The organism is Prosthecobacter sp. (genome assembly GCF_049294395.1).
In the GTDB taxonomy this organism is placed as follows: domain Bacteria; phylum Verrucomicrobiota; class Verrucomicrobiia; order Verrucomicrobiales; family Verrucomicrobiaceae; genus Prosthecobacter.
The window spans coordinates 1-20,493 of record NZ_JBAQCR010000135.1; the positions used below are offsets into that span (position 1 = coordinate 1).

The 20,493-nt window shown below is 59.3% G+C and carries 17 protein-coding genes and 1 tRNA gene; 15 read left to right on the plus strand and 3 right to left on the minus strand.

Annotated elements, in window-relative coordinates; genetic code table 11:
* Window positions 1-440 (minus strand): hypothetical protein (locus WAW39_RS09015; RefSeq protein WP_422317955.1); only part of this gene is annotated, 440 nt, incomplete at its 3' end.
* A 128-nt stretch (window positions 441-568) separates the two neighbouring features.
* Here WAW39_RS09015 and WAW39_RS09020 point away from each other — a divergent pair.
* The 9 genes from WAW39_RS09020 to WAW39_RS09060 all read left to right on the plus strand — a co-directional run bounded on the left by WAW39_RS09020 (window position 569) and on the right by WAW39_RS09060 (window position 10,271).
* Window positions 569-1,054, plus strand: coding sequence for a phage regulatory CII family protein (locus WAW39_RS09020; RefSeq protein ID WP_422317957.1), 486 nt, complete (start codon window positions 569-571; stop codon window positions 1,052-1,054).
* A 21-nt stretch (window positions 1,055-1,075) separates the two neighbouring features.
* Window positions 1,076-1,444 (plus strand): cupin domain-containing protein, encoded by a 369-nt coding sequence (locus WAW39_RS09025; protein WP_422317959.1) that lies wholly within the window; start codon window positions 1,076-1,078, stop codon window positions 1,442-1,444.
* 145 nt (window positions 1,445-1,589) lie between these two features.
* Window positions 1,590-2,045: a hypothetical protein gene (locus WAW39_RS09030; protein ID WP_422317961.1), complete on the plus strand. Its 456-nt coding sequence runs from the start codon at window positions 1,590-1,592 to the stop codon at window positions 2,043-2,045.
* A gap of 361 nt (window positions 2,046-2,406) precedes the next feature.
* Complete coding sequence (locus tag WAW39_RS09035; RefSeq protein ID WP_397381493.1) at window positions 2,407-2,661, plus strand: acyl carrier protein; 255 nt, start codon at window positions 2,407-2,409, stop codon at window positions 2,659-2,661.
* 63 nt (window positions 2,662-2,724) lie between these two features.
* The gene (locus WAW39_RS09040; RefSeq protein ID WP_422317963.1) at window positions 2,725-3,906 is read left to right on the plus strand and encodes an acyl-CoA dehydrogenase family protein; all 1,182 of its coding nucleotides are present in this window, start codon (window positions 2,725-2,727) and stop codon (window positions 3,904-3,906) included.
* 3 nt (window positions 3,907-3,909) lie between these two features.
* Window positions 3,910-4,845: an amino acid--[acyl-carrier-protein] ligase gene (locus tag WAW39_RS09045; RefSeq protein WP_422317965.1), complete on the plus strand. Its 936-nt coding sequence runs from the start codon at window positions 3,910-3,912 to the stop codon at window positions 4,843-4,845.
* A complete protein-coding gene (locus tag WAW39_RS09050) occupies window positions 4,842-5,819 on the plus strand; it encodes a DUF1839 family protein (RefSeq protein WP_422317967.1) in 978 nt (325 codons plus the stop codon). The genes WAW39_RS09045 and WAW39_RS09050 overlap by 4 nt, the downstream gene beginning before the upstream one ends.
* Before the next feature lie 5 nt (window positions 5,820-5,824).
* Window positions 5,825-8,329, plus strand: a complete 2,505-nt coding sequence (locus tag WAW39_RS09055; protein WP_422317969.1) for a glycoside hydrolase family 2 protein — start codon at window positions 5,825-5,827, stop codon at window positions 8,327-8,329.
* Window positions 8,319-10,271, plus strand: coding sequence for an alpha/beta fold hydrolase (locus WAW39_RS09060; protein WP_422317971.1), 1,953 nt, complete (start codon window positions 8,319-8,321; stop codon window positions 10,269-10,271). The genes WAW39_RS09055 and WAW39_RS09060 overlap by 11 nt, the downstream gene beginning before the upstream one ends.
* 26 nt (window positions 10,272-10,297) lie before the next feature.
* Here the strand turns inward: WAW39_RS09060 and WAW39_RS09065 are convergent.
* Window positions 10,298-10,374 (minus strand) — tRNA-Met (locus tag WAW39_RS09065).
* A 112-nt stretch (window positions 10,375-10,486) separates the two neighbouring features.
* On the opposite strand from WAW39_RS09065, the gene WAW39_RS09070 reads away from it, so the two are divergent.
* The 6 genes from WAW39_RS09070 (at window position 10,487) to WAW39_RS09095 (ending at window position 19,360) form a co-directional block, all read left to right on the plus strand.
* Window positions 10,487-11,305 carry a 3-keto-disaccharide hydrolase gene (locus WAW39_RS09070; RefSeq protein ID WP_422317973.1) on the plus strand — a complete coding sequence of 273 codons (819 nt, stop codon included), beginning with the start codon at window positions 10,487-10,489 and terminating at the stop codon, window positions 11,303-11,305.
* A gap of 249 nt (window positions 11,306-11,554) precedes the next feature.
* Window positions 11,555-12,622 carry a polysaccharide deacetylase family protein gene (locus WAW39_RS09075; protein WP_422317975.1) on the plus strand — a complete coding sequence of 356 codons (1,068 nt, stop codon included), beginning with the start codon at window positions 11,555-11,557 and terminating at the stop codon, window positions 12,620-12,622.
* On the plus strand, window positions 12,619-13,875 hold the full coding sequence (locus WAW39_RS09080) for a glycosyltransferase (RefSeq protein ID WP_422317977.1): 1,257 nt from the start codon (window positions 12,619-12,621) through the stop codon (window positions 13,873-13,875). The genes WAW39_RS09075 and WAW39_RS09080 overlap by 4 nt, the downstream gene beginning before the upstream one ends.
* Window positions 13,872-15,623 (plus strand): DUF4091 domain-containing protein, encoded by a 1,752-nt coding sequence (locus WAW39_RS09085; protein ID WP_422317979.1) that lies wholly within the window; start codon window positions 13,872-13,874, stop codon window positions 15,621-15,623. Before WAW39_RS09080 ends, WAW39_RS09085 begins: the two co-directional genes overlap by 4 nt.
* Before the next feature lie 8 nt (window positions 15,624-15,631).
* Window positions 15,632-16,858 (plus strand): GNAT family N-acetyltransferase, encoded by a 1,227-nt coding sequence (locus WAW39_RS09090; protein WP_422317981.1) that lies wholly within the window; start codon window positions 15,632-15,634, stop codon window positions 16,856-16,858.
* Between the two features lie 9 nt (window positions 16,859-16,867).
* Window positions 16,868-19,360 (plus strand): exopolysaccharide transport family protein, encoded by a 2,493-nt coding sequence (locus WAW39_RS09095; protein ID WP_422317983.1) that lies wholly within the window; start codon window positions 16,868-16,870, stop codon window positions 19,358-19,360.
* Window positions 19,361-19,369: 9 nt separating this feature from the next.
* On the opposite strand, the gene WAW39_RS09100 is transcribed toward WAW39_RS09095, so the two are convergent.
* Window positions 19,370-20,493: DHA2 family efflux MFS transporter permease subunit (locus WAW39_RS09100; protein WP_422317985.1), on the minus strand; the 1,124-nt coding region annotated here is incomplete at its 5' end.

The window sequence follows — 20,493 nt, forward strand, 5'->3', positions numbered from 1 at the left end:
CCTCTCTTTTTATCTGCGTCCGGATTGGTGATGGTGAGGGTGGAACCACTCAGCGCGAAGGTCATCGGCTGCGTGGTGGAGGGTTTGCCTTCCTGCTCCGGCTCAAACGGCACGTATTTCAGCTTGGAGAGATCAGCGACGGCGAAGACCACTTTCACGCCGCTTTTGCCATCGGGTGTCTTCACTTCTTCATGGGATTTGACGGTGACGCCCTCGCCGAGTTTCTTTGCGCGTTCTGCGGCCTTTTCCTTGTCCATGACGAGGCCCTTGAGCTGATCGCCCTGGCCGCCCTGCATCATGGCAGCCAGCTGAGCACCCAAGAGAACACTCTCCTCGATGGTGGCCGTGCCGTCCTTGCTGACGATCACGGTGGATTTGATTTCAATGCAGGAGGCCAGCACAAAAGTGACCGCCGCGAGGAGGAGGGATGAGATTTTCATGAGGCGGCAGATTAGGTGTGTGGAATTTTCTTCTACAAGCGCAAAGAGCGGGGCGGCGTGACATTTACCATGGCAGAACGACAAGGATGATGCTTGCCAAATGAGTTAATTTCTGAAACAAGTCAGGCATGGACTCCCATGAAGTGATCAGCAAGGCCGTCGAGCAAACCAGCTTCAAAGAGGTGGCAGCGCAGATGGGCGTTTCCCTCTCGCTCGCCTACAAGTGGTCCCAGCCGGACGAGCAGCAGGGCAGCGGCACCTCCAATCCCTTGGACCGAGTGCGCCAGCTGTTTGAGATCACCAAGGACGCGCAGCTCATCCAGTGGCTTTGTCACAAGGCGAACGGGGTCTTTGTGCAGAATCCCGCCAGCGGAGGTCCGCGCGGCATGGAGCTGATGCCTGCCACGCAGGAAATCGTCCAGCAGTTTGCCGATCTCCTCACGGCCATCAGCAAGGCGGCCTCTGACAACCGTATTAACAAGGAAGAGGCGGAGCACATCCGCGGAGTGTGGGATGAACTGAAACGTTTCACCGAAGGCTTCGTCCGCCTGTGTGAGAAGGGCGACTTTGCCCACCTCGCAGATGAGATCAAAACGCATCAGGGGCACAAATAACGAACCTGATTGTTGGAAGCCATGGCCGCCACGGGTCCGCTGCTCATCCGTCACGAAGGCCACACGCCACGTGAGCGCAGCACCTGTGGCTGGAGGGATCGTTTGATCAGCCGTGAAGATGTGGGCCTGTCCCCCGCTGCCTGGGCGCATGCAGTGGACATCGACGGTGCGAAACTCCACTACCACAAACGCTCCACGGAACTCTACTACGTCCTCGATGGCGGTGGCACTGTGGTCCTGGACGGCGTCGAACAGGCTGTGAGCCAAGGTTCGCTCGTGCACATCCCGCCCGGCGTCGTCCACGGCGCGCGTGGGAAGATGCGCGTCCTCGTCGTGGGCATTCCGGACATCGCGGAGGATGATTACTTCGAGGTGGGAGAGGTGGTCTGAAGGTAGAACTCTGCGGCGATCTTGGCGTGGATGATGCTGGCAGGGGCATCCTTTACAGTGCCACTAAGCAACCGCTTTGTAGATAAGGATTAAATTGATCTCCCAAGAATAAGGCTATATTTGTGGGCGCGATACTAACACTCTTATGAAGACACACACCTCCCTGCTTGCTTTTCTCGTTGTTTTTGGTCTGGGCATGTTCGCATCAGCCAGGGCCTCGGATTACGCGACAAATCCCAGTTATAACCATCCAATGGCAGGCCTGAAGCCAGCCAAAGATTTCAGAGGGCGCTACCCGATGCTCACCAAGAGCATGAGGGCAGGGCAGGTGAGCGCCGTCACCCCGGAAAATGTGGTCAGCTACGGCTACCCCTTCATTGGCAAATACAACAACGAGATTTACTGGCTGGTGCCTGTGACGTTTTACACCGCAGGTCCGGACACTTCGTATCAGCAGATCAGCATGGATGGCAGACCTCTCCCGTACGTCTCCAGGGCACGGTATAGTGCCACCCAGTTCTCGTCCGTAGTTTATGCATGTGTCCGCGCTGGGCGTGTTGAACACTGGATTTATAAGCTTTCAAAAACTCCGGTGCGCTGATTGGTCTTACTGCTTCTGCTGCCAGAAGGCAGGGGGAAGCCTTCAGGCAGCTGCAACCCCTTCTCTGCTAAACCTGTACGTTAGGACAGGTTTAGCATAAGTGGCGTCCATTTTACCACTGTGCCACAAAGGTGAAAGGGCAGGGGGGGCGGTCATGCATTGCAAGACACAGTCGGGTAAAACCGCAGATGATGAGGGACGCTGCGGATGGGAAAAATTGGCCAAAGGGCGCTAAAAAATCGCCCCCAAGGGCATGCTTTATCGCAGCGTGAGGAAAATCCCAGTGGCTGATAAAATTAGGTGGACCAATTTGCATTTGTTATGTTTATTATAATCATAAACATTTAGTCCATTTATCATTATGAGCGAGAACGAACGCAACACTCTGGTGCCAGACATCCGTGAAGTCCTTGCCCAGCATGGCCGGTTCCCTGTGGAGAATCTGACGGAGGCTGATGACCTCTATAATGCCGGCCTGACCTCTTTGGCGACGGTGGCGGTGATGCTGGCGCTGGAAGACAAGTTCAATGTCGAGTTCCCCGACAATCTGATCGGCCGCCGCACCTTCAAGAGCATCGAATCCATCGCGGAGGCGATCACGAAGCTAGCGGCCTAGTTCCGTGCCGCAATGCGCCGCAGTTGTTCAAGCCCGTACCACTCCCACCCCCAATCCAATCCTGTGAGCACTCGTTGCAGCACCGAAGTCGATTTTGACGAACTTTTGAAGGAGGTGCATGCGCTGGGCAAATCCGTGCTCCGTGAGCATGCGGCGGATGTGGACAAGGAGGCGCGCTTTCCGAGAGAGTCGATCAATGCCATGCGCGAGGCGCGGCTGCTGAGTGCGTATGTACCTGAAGAGTATGGCGGCATGGGGTTGAACCTCGTGCAGGTCGCGAAGATCTGCGAGACCCTGGGCCAGTACTGCGGCTCGTCGGCGATGATTTATGCGATGCACAAGATTCAGGTGGCCTGCGTCGTGCATCATGCCCAGCAGTCAGAGTTTTTCTGCGACTACCTGAGGCAGCTGGCGGAGGAGCAGCGACTGATGGCCTCTGCGACGACGGAGATCGGCACGGGCGGAGACCTGCGCTCCAGCATCTGCGCGGTGGAAGTCTTGGGGGATCAGTTCAAACTCACGAAGAAGGCCCCGGTCATTTCCTATGGTGACTTCGCAGACGAGATTTTGGTGACCTGCCGCAGCGCACCGAACGCGCCGGCGAATGAGCAGGTGCATGTCATGGTGCGCAAAGGAGAGTACACGGCCGTGCCGCTTTCGACCTGGGATACCATGGGTTTCCGTGGCACCTGCAGCTCGGGCTTTGAGCTCACGGCCACAGGCAGCGCGGAGCAGATTCTTCCGCAGCCTTTCAATGAGATTTTGGGGCAGACGATGCATCCCTACTCGCACATCGTGTGGGGCGCACTGTGGTCGGGCATTGCGATGGACGCAGTGAACCAGGCCCGCGCCTTCGTGCGTGCTGAAGCGCGCAAGACACCTGGTGAAACACCCATTTCGGCCATCCGCCTCGGTGAGGTCGATCAGGTGCTGCAAGTGATGAGGAACAATGTGACGTCCATGGCCCGTGAGTACGACGAACTGCGCAGCCGCGACTGCCCGGGAGTGTTTGAAGAGTTTGGCTTCTCCATCCGCACGAACAATCTGAAGCTGTCCACCTCGCAGCAGTTCGTGGACATCGTCGGCCGTGCGATGCTGATCTGCGGCATCTCGGGTTATCGCAACGATTCCAAATTCAGCATTGCCCGCCATCTGCGTGATGCTTATGGCGCGGCACTGATGGTCAACAACGACCGCATTTTGAAACTGAACGCCACGATGCTGATGGTTCACAAGGAAGGCTGATTTATGACGTGCACCTCGACTGCAACTCTCCCCATCACCGAGGCCTATCAGGCGTTTCTCGACCAGGTCACCGAAGCCGGGCTGCTCGTGCCGCTTGGCGTGCGCGGCGTCTATGGTTACAACGGTGTGTTTGAAGGCATGCTGCAGAGCTTTGACCGCCTGGTCACACGACGCGCAGCACACTTCCAGGCGGACATCATGCGCCTGCCCGGAGTGCTGAGCCGTGAGCATTATTTGAAGACGAGCCACATCGAGAACTTCCCGGACCTGATGGGTTCCGTGCACAGTTTCATGGGGCGTGATCGCGAACATATGGGAATGCTGACGAAGCGCGAGAGCGGCGAGGAATGGACCCAGGACCTGACCCCGAGCGCACTGATGCTGACGCCCGCGTGCTGCTATCCTTTGTATCCTACGGCGACTGGCACGCTGACGAGTGAGGGCAGGACGGTGGATTTGTTCTCGCAGGTGTTCCGGCATGAGCCGTCGATCGACCCATGCCGCCTGCAGATTTTCCGCCAGCGTGAATTCGTCCGCATTGGCACCGCTGAGCAGGCGCTGGAGCATCGCAAGCAATGGATCGAACTTGGCCGTGGCATTCTGGGCGAGGTCGGGCTTGGCGTGGAGATCGTGGTCGCCAATGACCCGTTCTTTGGCCGTGGAGGACGGGTGATGGCGGCATCGCAGAAGGAGCAGGACCTGAAGCACGAGTTCACGTTTGCCGTGGCCTCGGAAGAGAAGCCGACGGCGATTGCCTCGACCAACTGCCACATGGATTACTTCGGCAAAGCCTTCGACATCAAGCTGCCGAACGGTGAAGCGGCGCATTCGGCATGCATTGGATTTGGGATGGAACGCATCACGCTGGCCTTGTTCAAGCACCACGGATTTGATCCCGACCGCTGGCCGTATGAAGTGAAAAACGCCCTGGAACTATGAGCCGGCCGTTTCCAGCGCTTGATCCCCAAACTTACACGCGCCATCGCCTGCATACACAGGAACGCGAGTGGGCGGAGACGAACTGCTACGTCGATGTTTGGATCGAAGTTCTGCATGCCCGTGGCCTGGAGCCGATAGCGGCTCTGCCGTTCACGCTGGGCATCGACTTTGAGGGCGACCAGTGGACCTTTTTCAAATATCAGCTGACGGACTTGTACGATCTGTACGCGCTGGATGTGCAAGAGCTCGCCATTTACCGGCCGCTGACGGCGCACATCGAGGAGCAGTTGTCGCTGGGAAGACCGCTGCTCATTGAGCTGGATTCATTTTATCTGCCCGACACGGCTGGCAGCGCCTACCAGCTGGAGCATGTGAAAACGACAGTGGCCATCGCTGAAATCGACATGGAGCAGCAGCGTCTGGGCTACTTCCATGCGCAAGGCTACTACCATCTGCATGGGGATGATTTCGCGCATGTGTTTCACCTGCGTGGGGAAAAGAATCCTGCGATTCTGCCTCCTTACTGCGAGATCGTGAAGAGCACTCCCTTGCTGCCGCTGCAAGGCGAGGCGCTGCTGAATGCATCGCTGGTTCTGTTGAAGCGACAGCTGCAGCGCCTGCCGGAGGTGAACCCTTTTGTGAAGTTTCGTGCCCGCTTTGAGGCTGACATGCAGTGGCTGATCAACGAGCCGATCGCCACGTTCCATCAGTACTCTTTTGCCACGCTGCGCCAGTTTGGCTCCTGCTATGAACTGGCCGGCACCTACCTGAAGTGGTTGCAGAGCCAGGGCGTGGGCGGGCTGGATGGCGCGATTGAGTCGATCCTCCGGCTTTCCACCGGCGCGAAGACGCTGCAGTTTCAGCTGGCGCGTGCGATGGCGCGGAAGAAGGCGATTGATTTCACGCCCGTCGATCAAATGGCGGAGTCCTGGACCCAGGCGATGCAGCAACTGAAGGACGCGTTTCCCGCGTAACCACCATGATGAATCCTGTTCACTTTGCGCCGTGGACATGCTGTGCGCAGGCTCCCGGAGCGAGTGCTGAACCCGCAGCGGTGCAGGGAGATTGGATGGCTGCCGAGGTGCCCGGCACGGTGGCATCGGCGTTGCGCGCACGTGGTCAGTGGAATCATCAAAATCCGCCGGAAGTGGATGCGCAGGACTGGTGGTATCGAACAACATTTACTGTGGCGGCGCGAACTGCTGAAGAGTCATGCGCCCTGTGCTTCGACGGGCTGGCATCGCTCGCTGACGTATGGCTCAACGGCGAGCTCATTCTAAGCTCCGACAACATGTTTCGCAGCCATCGCGTGGAGGTTGAACGACTCCTGCGGGATGAGAATGAGCTCATGATCCGCTTTCGCTCGCTCACGGCCGACCTGAAGAAAAGGCGTTCGCGTCCGCGCTGGAAAACGAACCTCGTGAACAACCAGCAATTGCGCTGGCAGCGGACGAGCCTGCTGGGACGCATTCCTGGCTGGTCGCCACCAGTGCCTGCTGTGGGGCCATGGCGTGCGGTGAGACTGGAGTGTGCGCCTGTGCTGCTGACGGACATCCAAAAGACGGCGTTGCTGGTGGGAGACGAAGGCGTCGTCAATTTTCGTGCGCGGGTGGAGACGTCGATGAAGATCGTTTCTGCGCGGTTAAACATCGGCGAGCATTCTGCTGAGCTTTTGTGTGAGGATGATGCTCTGCGCGGTGAGCTGCGGATTCAACATCCGGAACTTTGGTGGCCGCACACGCATGGCGTGCCGGCGCTTTACAGCGGCAAGGTGATCATCGAAACGAGCGCAGGTCCGCATGAGTTTCCGCTGGAGCAAACGGGCTTCCGCAGCATCGAGGTCTGCAATGACCCCGGGTTTGCGATTCATGTGAATGGAGCGCGCGTGTACTGCCGGGGTGCGTGCTGGACGACAAATGACATTTTCACGCTGGGCGGTACCGAAGAGTCGCTGCGGCATGATCTCACACTCGCGCGTGATGCGGGCATGAACATGCTGCGCATCGGCGGCACGATGACCTATGAGAGCGATGCATTCTACCGCCTCTGTGATGAGCTGGGCATCCTCGTCTGGCAGGACTTCATGTTTGCTAACATGGACTATCCCGTGGATGACGCGGCGTTTGCAGAAAACATCACGATTGAGGCGACACAGCAGCTGAGCCGATTCGCGCAGCACCCCTGTGTGGCGGTTTACTGCGGCAACAGTGAGATCGAACAGCAGGCGGCGATGCTGGGCATGGCGCGTGAGCTTTGGCGCAACCGCTGGTTTGGCGAGCAGCTGCCAGCGCTGTGCAGCCAGCATCATCCCGGCACGGCGTATGTGCCTTCATCGCCGAGCGGCGGTGTGCTGCCTTTTCACACTCGAACCGGCGTGACTCATTATTATGGCATCGGGGCGTATCTGCGCTCTTTGCGTGAGCTGCGGCAGGCGGATGTGAAGTTTGCCAGCGAGTGTCTGGGCTTTGCGAACATCCCGGAGCCTGAGGCGATTGATGAAATCATGGGCGGCCTGATGCCGGTGATGCATCACCCGCGCTGGAAGCAGCGTGTTCCGCGTGACACCGGGGCCGGATGGGACTTTGAAGATGTGCGTGATCACTACCTGCGGGAGCTTTTCAATGTCGATCCGGTGACGTTGCGCTCCTTCGACATGCCGCGTTATCTGGAACTGAGCCGCGTGGCATCGGGCGAGATGATGGCGCGAACATTCGCGGAATGGCGCAGCGGGCACAGCCGCAATGCGGGTGCGCTGGTGTGGTTCTACAAGGATCTGTGGCCGGCGGCGGGCTGGGGCATCGTGGACAGCACGGGCGCTCCGAAGGCCGCGTACTATCAGCTCAAGCGTGCATGGCAGACACGGCAGTTAAGCATCACGGACGAAGGGCTGGATGGTTTGCATCTGCATTTGAGCAACGAAACGGCCGAGCTGGTCGAGGGTTTTGTTGAGGTGCAGTTGCTGCGTGAGCCGAATGTGATCGTCGCACGTCACGAGATCGAGGTGGCAGTGGCGGGGCGCTCGCTGGAGATGAGAAGTGTTGATGAAATTCTCGGATCGTTTTTTGATGTGAACTACGCGTATCGTTTCGGTCCGCAGTCGCATCATGTGGTGATCGCGACCTGGTTCAGCGCCGAGCGCGAGGTCATCAGCGAGGCGTTTCATCTCACTCGTGCACGTGATCCGGTGGCGCAGCCGTTGACGGCGGAAACGCTGGGGGCCAAGGCGGAACCATTGGGTGAGGGACGCTACCAGCTCAGACTCAAGAGCGACCGGTTTCTGCAAAGTGTGCGATTGTCGGCCAAGGGATTTTTGTCCGACGACAATTACTTTCATCTGGCCCCGGGCCGGACCAAGGCGGTGTCCTTTGCGCCGACCTCAGGGAAGAGCGGGGCATTTGAAGTTTATGTTGAGGCCCTGAATGTGGCGGGCGAAATTTCGGTGGAGCCGAGCCGTGCATCCCACGCAACCCATCATGACACCTGAGCCACAGTCGCACGCGCCTGAAGACGCTTCGTGTGTCGATCAGGCCGGGCGGACCGCGTTCTACTTTGAGAGTGGTGGCAGGTCGTTGTTTGCATGGCTGCACGGACCTGCGGGCGCTGTGGCTGAACATGGGGTGTTGATCTGTCCGCCACTCGGGCACGAGCAGGTTCATTCACATCGTGCGCTGCGACACCTCGCGGAAAGATTGGCGTCGCAAGGTTTTGCAGTGATGCGGTTCGACTATTATGGGACCGGTGACTCCGACGGTACAGAAAATGATCCGCAGCGTCTGGCCACATGGCAGGCGAACGTGAGCGATGCCGTGGATTGGATGCGCACTGAAGGGGGCTGCCGGAAGATCAGCCTTGTGGGCCTGCGCTTAGGGGCGGCGCTCGCGGCGCTTTATGCGGAGCAGCACGAGGTGGAGAGCCTGGTGCTGTGGGCTCCAATTGTGAAAGGCCGGCGCTACGTGCGCGAACTCACCGCCTTGAGCCAGACCGCACAGCTGGCCGCAGGCAGTGAATCGGCAGGCATTGAAGCCATGGGCTTTGTTTATCCGCATGAGTTGAACAGCGAGCTCGCGCAGCTGGATCTGCTCGCCCACTCGGTTCGCTGCCAGCAGGTGTTCATTGCATCCAGTGCAAACGCGGCGGGTGATTTGGCATTGTTGGAGCATCTGAAGAAGCAAGGTGTGTCCGTGGAGTCCGTGGCGTTGACGGGTTACGAGGGGATGATGGCCGAACCTCATGACACCCAGGTGCCGCATGATGCGCTGAGGAGCATCGTGGACTGGATGAAGGCCAAAGCACAGCCTGTCCTGACAGGCAGGAGCAAGATAGCCGCTGCAGGTGCAACGACGATGCTGACGAGCGGTCCTGACGTGGTGCGCGAGACCATTCATCAGATCAGCAGCACGCCCGATTTGTTTGGCATCATGGCGGAGCCGGTGGAGCGCCCGACTTCACTGCCGTGGATCGTGATGATCAATGCTGGTGCGGCATACCGGATTGGTCCGGGGCGCATCCATGTGGCGATGGCGCGGCAGCTTGCAGCGCTCGGTTATCCCTGCCTGCGGCTCGACATCAACGGCATTGGCGACAGCGTGGCCGCTGATCCTGAAAAGGAAAACGACACCTACGCGGCGACCGCCTTCCGCGACGTGAGTCTGGTGTGCGACTACCTGCATGCGCGGCAGCCGGCCCGCCCGATTGTTTTGCTGGGCCTCTGCTCAGGAGCGTACGTGGCTTTTCAGTCGGCAGCCCAGCTGCCCCATTCCGCCATCATCGAGAGCATCCTGATCAATCCCCTCGTCTTTTTCTGGAAGGAGGGCATGACGATCAATGACACGAACACCGACCAGCTGGTGGCCTGGCGTGAGTATTGGAATGCGATTTTCAAATGGAGCCAATGGAAGATGCTGCTCACCGGCAGGACGCGCATGGGATTTGCCGGCTCGCTTAAACGTTTTGCAGGCCATGTGAAGCCGCGTTTTCTAACTGCTGGCAGGCGTGCTCCGGAGAAGGGCATGTCCACGCCACAGAGCGGCTGCGCGCATCCGGCGCGCAAGGATTTGCCGGGAGATTTGAGCCGCATCGCTGCCGCCGGGCGCACCCTGGCCATGTTTGTTTCCGACAACGATCCGGGGCATTTTCTTCTGATGTATCAGGCGCGTCGCAAAGCCACGCAGCTGATGAAGCAGGGCCTGCTGCAGTGCCGCTTCATCCACCAGGCGGACCACACTTTTTCCACCGCTCAGGCGCGCCATACCTTTTATCAGTCGCTCACGGACTACCTGCATCACCGCTTTGGTTCCGGTAGGATCGAGAAACGGGCACTGGATGAGGATTGTGACGGCATGACTCGGCTGGATCTGTTGCCAAGTCTTTATTTCAAAGGCGGAACGCGGGAGGTCTTTGAAGGTAAGCACAAAAAAGCCCTGTAAAACTTTGGTTTACAGGGCTTTGAAATTGGTTGCGGGAGTAGGATTTGAACCTACGACCTTCAGGTTATGAGCCTGACGAGCTACCGGGCTGCTCCATCCCGCGATTTGATGAGGTACTAGAATCGGCGGTATCGAAGGATTGGCAACCTGTATTTACATTACTTCACATCTTGACCTGCAATATCGCCTGCGGCTTCTCGTTTGCTGCTTCCCCAATGAAACACACTGCTACAACCCTCCTGCTTGCTCTGGCGAGTTTTCCGGCCTTGGCTGCCGACTCCAAACCTGCCGTTCCAGAAAAACCTTCACCCATCGGCTATTCGGACACGCCGGTCATTCCAGGCACCCAGTGGAAGGTTCACGACATCGACCGCCCTCGTCCAGCCGCTGTGGCTCCTGGAGAAAAGCCAGGCGACCCACCTGCAGATGCGATTGTGATCAATGCCGACTCGCTGCAGGCGAAGGAAAAGGACGCGAAGGGCAAGGAAACCGGCAAGATCATTCCCTGCCCTTGGACAACCGACAGCGGAGTGATGATGATCTCCGGTGGTGATTGCTGGACGAAGCAGGAGTTTGCCAGCTGCCAGCTCCATCTGGAATGGATGAGCGAACCCAATACGAAGGGCAATTCCCAGAAAAAAGGCAATGCCGGGGTGTTTTTCATGGACCGCTACGAATCCCAAATGCTGGACTGCGACAACAACCCCACCTATGCCGATGGCATGACGGGCGGTGTGTATGGCCAGACGCCGCCCCTGGTGAACGCCGTGCGTCCTGCCGGCCAGTGGCAGGTCTATGACATCGTCTTCTCCGCACCCAGGCTGGAAGGCGGCAAAGTGGTGGAGCCAGCCTACATCACGACCTTTGTGAACGGCATCTGCGTGCAGAACCACACGAAGATCATGGGACCGACGAAGCACAAGAACATCACGGACTACACGGGTGAGTTCCCCGCAAAAGCACCGATCCGCATCCAAGACCACAAAAACGAGCCGCCGGTGCGGATTCGAAACATTTGGATCAGGCCGCTCTGAGGCTGCAGAAAGCGTCTTTTAATCTCAAGGCCGGAGGCAACCCCTCCGGTCTTGTTGTGTTTAAGCGACAAAGCTCAAAAGTAAGGAAAGCGTAAGATTGATACAGTATTTATGATAATTTCATTGAAGTTAATAAATCGCCACCTAAAATGTGTGTAATTGTTGCGATTGCCAAATTTCTATAACCGCCATGCCAGCCAGCCAGCCACCTCTGGCTGAGGGCCTAAACTTTTCTTTAACCCTTTGATTATGCCGCTCGCCCTACACTCGCGCTCTATCAAAGCCGCCGCCCTTGTCGGGAGCGGGCTGGCATCGTTCTCGCGTACACGGCGTTCCTCCGAGGCCACGATTTTAACGTTTCATGGTCTCAGTGAAAATACAGGAGGTCGGGACATCCTCGACTGGTCTCTGCATCTGGATGTCGATGCTTTCCGCAACATCTGCTCCATGCTGGCCAAAGAGTACCGCGTGATATCGCTGGCAGATCTCGTTGAAGCGCGCAGCCAGGGATCCGGACTGCCTGACAACTCAGTCGTCATCACTTTCGACGACGGGTATGCATCCAACTACGAACTGGCGTTCCCTATTTTGAAGGAGTTCGGGCTGCACGCCACCATCTTTGTCGCCACGGGCTTCCTTGATCGGGTGGAAATGTTTTGGTTTCAGCGGGTTGATCTCGCGCTCGGTCGAACGCAGAAGGAGCTGCTCGACTGGAGGATTAATGGTAAAAAACTGCGCCTCTATCTCGGCACATACGAGCTTCGTCAGCAGTCCCTCAGGCAGCTGCTTCCAGAACTCAAGGAACTGCCGGACGCAGATCTGTTGAGCGAGGTGGACCGTTTGGAGGAGGCGCTGGAGGTCAAAACGCCTGCATTTGACGATCTGCCCAACGCCATGCGTCCGATGACGTGGGAGATGGCATGTGAAATGTCCCTCAGCGGTCACGTGGACATCGGCGGTCATACGCACACGCACCCTATTCTGGCGCGTTGCGATATCATGGCAATGCGTGCGGAAATTGCCACCTGCCGTGATCGCATTCACGCCGAGCTCGGTGAGCTGCCCATTGCTTTTGCCTATCCCAACGGCGGGCCGGACGATTTTACCCGCGAAACACTCATGCTTGTGCGTGAAGCGGGGTTCAAAGCAGCCTGTACGACGATCAGCGGCCGCGTTCATGACACTGTCTCGATGCACCAGCTGCCACGCTACGGCTCGCCTGAATCCGTGCTGGAGGCGAAAGCCACGGTGTCTGGCGCGTTCGAAACACTCAAAGACTGGCGGCAGAGCTGCCTGAAAGCGATTTCGATGATATGAGGACGATCACGCTTGCCACGAGTAACACGCTGCAGCTGCCCATCCAGCAGCCGATGCGTGCCTTCGTGGCTGCGCAATCCATGCCTGCACCCGCACTCGACCGCCGCCCGGTGGTGCTGCACTTTGCCTACAGCATCGGCGGTGGTGGCGCGGAGGCGATGCTCATGAACCTGGCTGAATCGCTCGATCCGGCGCAGTTCCGAACCGTCGTTGTGGCCATCAATGCCAAGCCCTGGCCGCATCAGCTGAAGCGGCTGCAGGAGGCCGGGGTGAATGTGCATGACCTGGAGAGCACCACCTACCTCAATCCACGTACACTCGCGAGACTGCACGCTGTGCTGCGTGCGGAGCGTCCCGACATTGTGCAAACGTGGACACATCATGCCGATCTGGTGGGCGGCTGGGCTGCGCGGGTGGCTGGAGTGCGCCACATTGTCTGGAGCATCCATTGCCGCGAAATCCACCGCAACCCCGGTGACAGCGACTCCAAGATGGCGCTCTTCCGCCGTGCGCTGGCCTGCAGCTCGCGTTTTATTCCGCAACGCATCATTTCCTGCTCCGCCACCGCCATCGAAGACCACGCCGCCATCGGCTATCCGCGCGCCAAAATGCGCTGGATTCCCAATGGCATCAGCGCTGAACGCTTTGTTCCAGACGCGGATGCCGGACTGGACACGCGTGCCGAACTGAAACTGCCGCCTACAGCACCAGTGATCGGATTCGTCGGGCGCTTTCATGAGATGAAGGATCTGGCGACCTTCCTGCGCGCAGCGGCCCTGCTCCAGACCCGGGTGCCGGAGGCACACTTTGTTTTTTGCGGTGGAGTCGAAGTCGAACTGGGCGAAGTGGAGCGTGAGCTGCTGGCCATGATGCCGCAGCGTCAGCAGGTGCGCTTTGACTCTTTCCGTGCCGACCCGTGGCGTTTGTATCCTGCGCTGAGTGTGTTCTCGCTTTCCTCACGCACCGAAGCATGTCCGATGACCATCATTGAGGCGATGTCCTGCGGTGTGCCGTGTGTCACCACGGATGTGGGTGACTGCGGGCGACTGCTTGAGGGTGTCGGACAGGTCGTGCCCATGCAGGATCATTCTGCCTTGGCGAGAGCCTGGGAACAGGCGCTGCAGCTTGGAGCCGCAGCGCGTGAGGAAATTGCCCTGAAATCGCGCCAGCGGGTGCTGGAGAAACTTACCATCGCCCATGCTGCACGGCAGTATGCGGAAACCTACGCAGAGCTCGTGGAGGTGAAGTCATGAAAGCACTTCTCCTGCTCCTGGCATTGACCACCTGCGCGGCTGCCCAGCCGGTGAAAGTGTCGTTTTGCGATGGCATGACCCGCATTTCCCGTGACGGCGACGCGCCGACGGCAGCCACAAACATCTTGTGCGCAGCACGCGGAGAGTGGGAGCCGCTGCAGATCATCGTCACCGCCACGCCGGAGCAGCTTAAAACCATGCAGGTGATCGCCACGGGGATTGCCAAGGATGATTCTGCCGCCCTGCTGCCAGCCCCGAAAGTGCTGCGTGAGCACTATGTGCGCGTCACCCAGTCCACGTCGATGGCACCGCTGCCGCCGGGCGATTATCCGGATGCACTGGTGCCGCTGGACATGCCTGCGCAGGAGCTCAGCGGGACGGAAGTGGTGAACCAGCCTTACTGGGTGGATGTCTTTGTGCCTTACACGGCTGCACCGGGGGCATATACCGGCGAAGTGAGGTTCGAGTTTGCCGATGGCATGAAAGCCATCGCCAGCTACACGCTCAACGTGTGGGATTTTGACCTGCCCGTGGTGCCCAAGCTGCGCACTTCGATCATGACCACGGTGCGTCACGTCGCCCAGGTGCATGGACTGGAGTATCATGACAATGCACCTTCGCTGGCGCACGCGGGTCTGCTCAATGCCTATTACGACCTGCTCGCGGAGCATCGGCTCAGCGTGGATCAAATCTACGGCAGCTATCCTGACGCCAGCACCGGCAGGCTGGATGAAGACAAGGTGGAACGGGCGCTGAGAAAGCACCTGCTGCACCGCCATTGCAACAGCATCGGCCTGCCGATCTGGCCGCAGTGGCCGTTCAAAGATCCCTTGGGCGAAGATCGCGCTGCAGCGATGAGTTATGTCGCGCAATGGATGAAGCTGCTGGCCAAAATCCACTGTGAGTCACGCGGCTACGTCATCATGGGAGATCTCGATGAGCCGAACGACGAGGCCGCTTATGCCACCGTGCGCCGCTGGGGCGAGTTCTTCAACGAGGTGGAAAAAAAGCACGGCGTGCGTGTGCCACTGCACGTCACCGAGCAGCCGACGGCCGAAAAGGCCGCGTGGGGTTCACTGGCCGGTGCGGTGGACATCTGGGTGCCGCATTTCAGCGAAGTGTGGAAGGACATGGAATGGGCCGGAGGCAAGCATGACATCGCCCTGCGCCGTCAGGCAGGTGATGAAATCTGGGCGTATGCAGCGCTCGTGCAGATGCCAGTGGCGTGGGAACAGCAGCACGGGAGGCCCAAGCAGCTCACCAGCAGCTTTCCACCCGTGTGGGCGCTCGATTACCCGCCGATGGCGCATCGCATCGTCGGCTGGCTGTTCCCAAAGCATGGCATCACGGGCTTTGATTACTGGGACACCATCTTTGCCGCTGAAGGCGTGGATGTCTGGCAGGATGCCGGCACTTTCAAAACACCCGATGGAGCGACTTACAATGGCGACGGCTCCTACATTTACCCTGCCACGGAGAAACGTCAGGGCCGCAATGCCCCGGTGGCGTCCATGCGCCTGAAGTGGCTGCGTGAGACGGTGGAAGACTACGATTACCTGATGCTGGCGCGTCATTTGGGCCTCGAAGATGAGGCACGTCGTTTGACGAACGGTTTTGCGCGTGGTTTTGGCGACTGGGATGACAATTCCAGCGTACTGCTGAAGGCGCGCCAGCAATTGGGTGCGCTGATCGAATCCGCGCAGCAACACAAACAAACAGCCGCCGTGCCAGCAGGAGGTGCCAAGTGACTACAACCATGTTTCTTCACAAACTGCGCCGTGATTCGGCTCCATCAAGCCCAGAACCATGTCGTGGCGTGCTCACGCTCGAGATCGTACGCGACGAAGCGGGTTTCTATGCGCTGCAGCCTTTTTGGGACACACTGGTCGAGCAAATGGCCACGAGTTCGCCATTCGTTCGCTGGGACTGGATGAGCCTGTGGTGGGAAGAATGCCGTCAAGAGGCACGGCTGGTCGTTGGAGTGCTGCGGGATGCCGAAGGTATTCCGCAGGCCATTGCGCCGCTGATGCTCGCCTCTGAATCGGATGCGGTGCGCAAACATCTCGTGACCCTGACCTTTCTGGCCGGGTTTGGAGATGCGCATGGCGAGCGGCTGGACCTCATCGTGCCCGCCGGCCGTGAGGATGAACTGACGCCTCAGCTCTGCCGCGTGTTCAAGATCCTGCGGCCTGAATGCGACAATGTCCGGCTCAATCATCTTCTCGAAGAATCTCCCAACAGGCCCCATCTCCTCGCGGTGCTGGAGGAGGCTTTCAGCGATGCCGGAGTGCTGAACCGCCAGGCCACCCGTTTTATCAACCTGCCTGCGTCCTGGGAAGAATACGAGGCACGCCACAGCTCCAAATGGCGCAATTTACTGCGCCGTGGTCGCAAAGCGTTTACGGCAGAGCATGCTGGCATCGCCACGCAAGTCGGTGAGCGCATGACCATTGACGAAACGATGAAGGAATTTCGGGTGCTGCATGCCATGCAGTGGGCGGAGGGAATCAGCAGCTTCACCACGGAAGCGTCCTGGCGTTTTCACCAGCGCCTGGCGGCTCGCTGGCTGCCGCAGCAGCGCGCATGGATGCCCTTGCTCGAAGCCGACGGCAAACTGGTGGCCGCGCTGTACGGTTTCGTTGAGCGTGAGCAGTTTTTTCAGTATCAGTCGGGCTGGGATCGGTCCCTGGCGAAGATTTCCCCTGGAAAGCTGGTGATCCGCTGGGCTGTTGACTGCTGCATCCAGCACGGCCTGCAGGTGTATGACATGCTGCCCGGCGACTACGAATACAAACGTCAGTGGTGTGACGGCACACGCTGGCTGCTCGATCTCGAAGGTTTCAATCCAGCAAGCTGGCGCGCCACCGCCTTTTGTGCTCTGCGCACTGTGCGCCGCTGGCTGCCACGGTCCAATTCTTCAGTGGTGATCAGTCCCAACGATTCCCAGGAGGGGAATGAACCTGTTCTCCCTCCAGCTGCTTAATTCATTCATATGGCCATTTCCTACAGCATCCAGCCCTCGAACGCCGCCCCACCGGACGGCTTTGGAGCGATGCTTGCCCTCCCACCAGCGCGTGGACTGGTGCCAATGGCTCCATCCATGACCATGCCGGCGAACCCAGGCATGTCGCCGGTGTTTGACCCGCGTGCCTTCCTGCCGCCGATCAATCCGCAGGATTTTGAGGTGCAGTCGCTCATCAGTCTCGTGGATGTCATCGGCTACATCCGCAAGCGCTGGCTGCGGGCTGCCGTGCTGGGTCTCATGCTTGGGGCATTGACGTTTTACTACCTCGGCATGGGGGTGAAGATCTACGAGGCGGAGTCGCAGCTGCTGCTGCGCATTCAGGATGCCAGTCCGGTTGACATTGATGGAGCGGTCTCCCGCGGTCCTGGAGAACTGAGCGCTGTGCAGTTGATCAACAACCACCGTGCGGAGCTGCTGTCCCGGCGCTACCTGAGTTATTTGTTCGACCACTTTCCAGCGAAGGAGCGTGATGTGTTTCTGGAGCGTGAGGCACACTCGCTCAGCCGCAAGGACGAGCTGATGAAACTGCTGGGACTGTACAAGCCGGGCAAGCCGGGTGATCCACGTGAACGGTTCATCAATCTGATGATCAGCAATGCACGCGTGGAGCCGCTCAAGGAATCGCACGTGCTGCGGGTGCAGATTCGCGACCGTGATCCGCAGACCGCCGCCGATCTCGCCAATCACTACACGGAAGAGTACACCCGCTATGTGGCCGAGGAGGAAGGCCAGCTCAGCGCGAACGCCTCCACCTTCCTCGAAACCAAGTCTGCGGAGTTGCTGAAGCGCCTGCGTGAATCGGAGCAGAAGCTCGCGGAATACCGCAAAAGCCAGGGCATCATGGAAGACGTCGATTCCAAGGATGTTTCCAATGACAAGGTGCGCCAGCTTAACGTCGCGATCACGGAGGCCGACCTGAAGCTCACCAAGGCGAAAAGTGATCTCAATGATCTTGTGGCTGCCCAGAAGGCCGGGCGTGACCTGACCGAACTTCGGCTGTTTGCAGACAACCCGGATGTGAATTTCATCCGCAAGCAGCTTGATGCCAAAATCGCCGAACGTGCGCCTCTGGAGGCCACCTGCGGCCGCAAACATCCACGCATGATCGGTCTGACGAATGAAATCGAAGCGCTGCGCGGGTCGCTGGCTCGCGCGATCAGCTCTGTCGGTGGAATGATCCAGGCCGAGGTGGAGTCCCAGGAGCGCCAGCTGGCCGACTACCGCCGCCAGCTCGAAGAAGCACGCGGCGTGGCGCTGGACGTCAATGGCAAGAACGTGCAGCAGAGTCTGCTGCGTGATCAGGTGCGAATGGACCGCGATCTCTATGAGAAAATCGAGATGCGCCGCAGTCAGGCAGCACTCACGGGCCAGTTCCGTGACAGCGGTCTGCTGCGTGTGGCGGATGTGGCAACGGTGCCGGAAAAACCTGTGAAACCGAGCAAGCCCATCGCCGCCCTGGCTGCCGTGATACTGTTTGGTCTGACCTTGATCGGCCTGCCAGTGGGCTGGGGAATTTTTGACGATCATGTGAAGAAGCTTTTCAGCCCCAAAGTGGAAAAGCCTGTGATGCAGGATCAAACGCAGCACTCCGCGTATGGCTATGGCTTTCCGGCTCAGCAGGCTCAGGTGCCGCCGCGTGCTTCTCCCTTCACCATTGCCAGCCCTGCGACGCCGGCCTTGCCTGCTACGGAGCGTCCATCGCCTGTAATGAATCGTCCTGCAGCGCCTCCGCCTCCGCCTCCGCCGCAGCCGCCGCAATCGCGTCAGATGCCGGTGATCAAGCCTGCCAAGGGTGAAACCACCATTCTGGCCCGTCTCCCCTATGTGCAGAGATCCAGCCCGGAGGCCATGCTTTCGGAACTGCTGAAACCAGAACCCATCGGCGCTTCCAGTGCGCTCCATCAGCTCACCAGCACGCTCGAACAACAAGCCATGAACCGCAGCGGCACAGCCGGGGTGATTCTCATCACGAGTGCGGGCAACGGAGATGGCAAAACGCTGGTGGCCGCCGCGCTGGCCGCCGCCTTCTGCCACCAGGGCCGTCGTGTGTTCATGATGGAGTGCAATCCGTCCTCCCCCACGCTGCACCAGTGGTTCCCGCGGGCCGTGCAGGGTTACGGCGCCTATGCCAGCAGCCTGGAGGCCCTGCGCTACGGCCACAGCAATCTTTTCCTGCTGCCCGGCTGCGATCTGCCCGCACACGCCACCAACGAGCTGCTCGACGGCTACCGCAGCTGGATCGAACGTGCGAAGACGGAAGTGGACTGGATCATTCTCGATGCCTCTCCCCTGCTGAAGAGCTTTGCCAACGTGGCTCCGCTGGCCCCGCTGGCGACCGATGTGCTCATCGTCCACAACCCCTCCAAAACCACCCCCTCCCAGCTGCGCGCCGGTCTGGCGCTGCTGCAGCCGATGATGTCATCGAGCGCGCTGCGTGGCATGGTGGTGAACGGCGGCTAATGTGGGCTTTCAATGCGCGCCTGCCGCGCTTGAGCCCGAGGTCTTCGCGCACAGGAAGATGAGCGGGATCATGGCGAACAGCAAAAGGCCGGCGACGTGGAAACAGTCATTGTAGGCGAGGATGAAGGCCTGCTTGCGCAGGGTGGCATCCAGCAGATGCAGGGCGCGGTCCTGGGCACCGACGGCATCGATGCCCTGAGACATGAGATTTTGGGCGATCGCGGCCAGGCGGTCGCGGGTGAGGGGATTGTAGAGGCTGACGGCCTCGCCGAGGTGATGCGAATGAAAATGCTCGCGCTGCGTGAGGAGCGCGGAGAGCAGAGCGATGCCGACGGAGCCGCCGAGATTGCGCAGCATGTTGAAGAGGCCGGAGGCGCTGGAGGCATTTTGAGACTCGATGCCGCCAGTGGTGATGAGAGAAAGCGGAACAATGATGAAGGTGAGGCCGATGGCACGGACGATCTGCGGCAGCACCAGTTGATCGTGCGCGGTGTCGGCGGTCATGCCGCTCATCAGCATGGCGCTGAGGCCGAACAGGCCGAGACCGAGGGCGACGATGACGCGCTTGTCGAGCCACTTCATGAACAGGGGCATGAAGGGCATGATGATGAGCTGAGGCAGGCCCACCCACATCATGGTGGCGCCGATCTCCATGGCGTTGTAGCCCTGAATCTGCGCCAGATAGACGGGCAGGAGGTACATGAAGCCGTAGAGGCAGAGGCCCAGCACCAGGTTCACCAGACTGCCGAGCATGAAGTTCCGGCGGGCAAAGAGACGGAGATTGACGACGGGCGCGGTCTTTTTTCGCAGGAGTTCAATGAGCACGAACACCGGCAGCGCAATGGCGGCGATGATGGCGAGCCAGGTGATGAACTCGGAGCCGAACCAGTCTTCGCGGGTGCCTTCCTCCAGAAAGACCGTGAGCGAACCCAGGCCAAGCGCCATGAAGACGATGCCGGTCCAGTCGCCTTTCTTCAGCATGGAGAGACGCATCGGCGTGTCATCAAGACCGTAGGCAATGGCGGACACGAGGATGATGCCTGGCACCAGATTGATGTAGAAGATCCATGGCCAGGAATAGTTTTCCGTGATCCAGCCGCCAACGGTGGGGCCGATGGCCGGGGCAAACATGG

Excerpts from the sequence above, each read along its gene's own strand:
- WAW39_RS09020 (WP_422317957.1), top strand. The coding sequence starts at position 569 with ATGGACTCCCATGAAGTGATCAGCAAGGCCGTCGAGCAAACCAGCTTC.
- WAW39_RS09025 (WP_422317959.1), top strand. The coding sequence starts at position 1,076 with ATGGCCGCCACGGGTCCGCTGCTCATCCGTCACGAAGGCCACACGCCA.
- WAW39_RS09030 (WP_422317961.1), top strand. The coding sequence starts at position 1,590 with ATGAAGACACACACCTCCCTGCTTGCTTTTCTCGTTGTTTTTGGTCTG.
- WAW39_RS09035 (WP_397381493.1), top strand. The coding sequence starts at position 2,407 with ATGAGCGAGAACGAACGCAACACTCTGGTGCCAGACATCCGTGAAGTC.
- WAW39_RS09045 (WP_422317965.1), top strand. The coding sequence starts at position 3,910 with ATGACGTGCACCTCGACTGCAACTCTCCCCATCACCGAGGCCTATCAG.
- WAW39_RS09050 (WP_422317967.1), top strand. The coding sequence starts at position 4,842 with ATGAGCCGGCCGTTTCCAGCGCTTGATCCCCAAACTTACACGCGCCAT.
- WAW39_RS09055 (WP_422317969.1), top strand. The coding sequence starts at position 5,825 with ATGATGAATCCTGTTCACTTTGCGCCGTGGACATGCTGTGCGCAGGCT.
- WAW39_RS09060 (WP_422317971.1), top strand. The coding sequence starts at position 8,319 with ATGACACCTGAGCCACAGTCGCACGCGCCTGAAGACGCTTCGTGTGTC.
- WAW39_RS09070 (WP_422317973.1), top strand. The coding sequence starts at position 10,487 with ATGAAACACACTGCTACAACCCTCCTGCTTGCTCTGGCGAGTTTTCCG.
- WAW39_RS09075 (WP_422317975.1), top strand. The coding sequence starts at position 11,555 with ATGCCGCTCGCCCTACACTCGCGCTCTATCAAAGCCGCCGCCCTTGTC.
- WAW39_RS09080 (WP_422317977.1), top strand. The coding sequence starts at position 12,619 with ATGAGGACGATCACGCTTGCCACGAGTAACACGCTGCAGCTGCCCATC.
- WAW39_RS09085 (WP_422317979.1), top strand. The coding sequence starts at position 13,872 with ATGAAAGCACTTCTCCTGCTCCTGGCATTGACCACCTGCGCGGCTGCC.
- WAW39_RS09090 (WP_422317981.1), top strand. The coding sequence starts at position 15,632 with ATGTTTCTTCACAAACTGCGCCGTGATTCGGCTCCATCAAGCCCAGAA.
- WAW39_RS09095 (WP_422317983.1), top strand. The coding sequence starts at position 16,868 with ATGGCCATTTCCTACAGCATCCAGCCCTCGAACGCCGCCCCACCGGAC.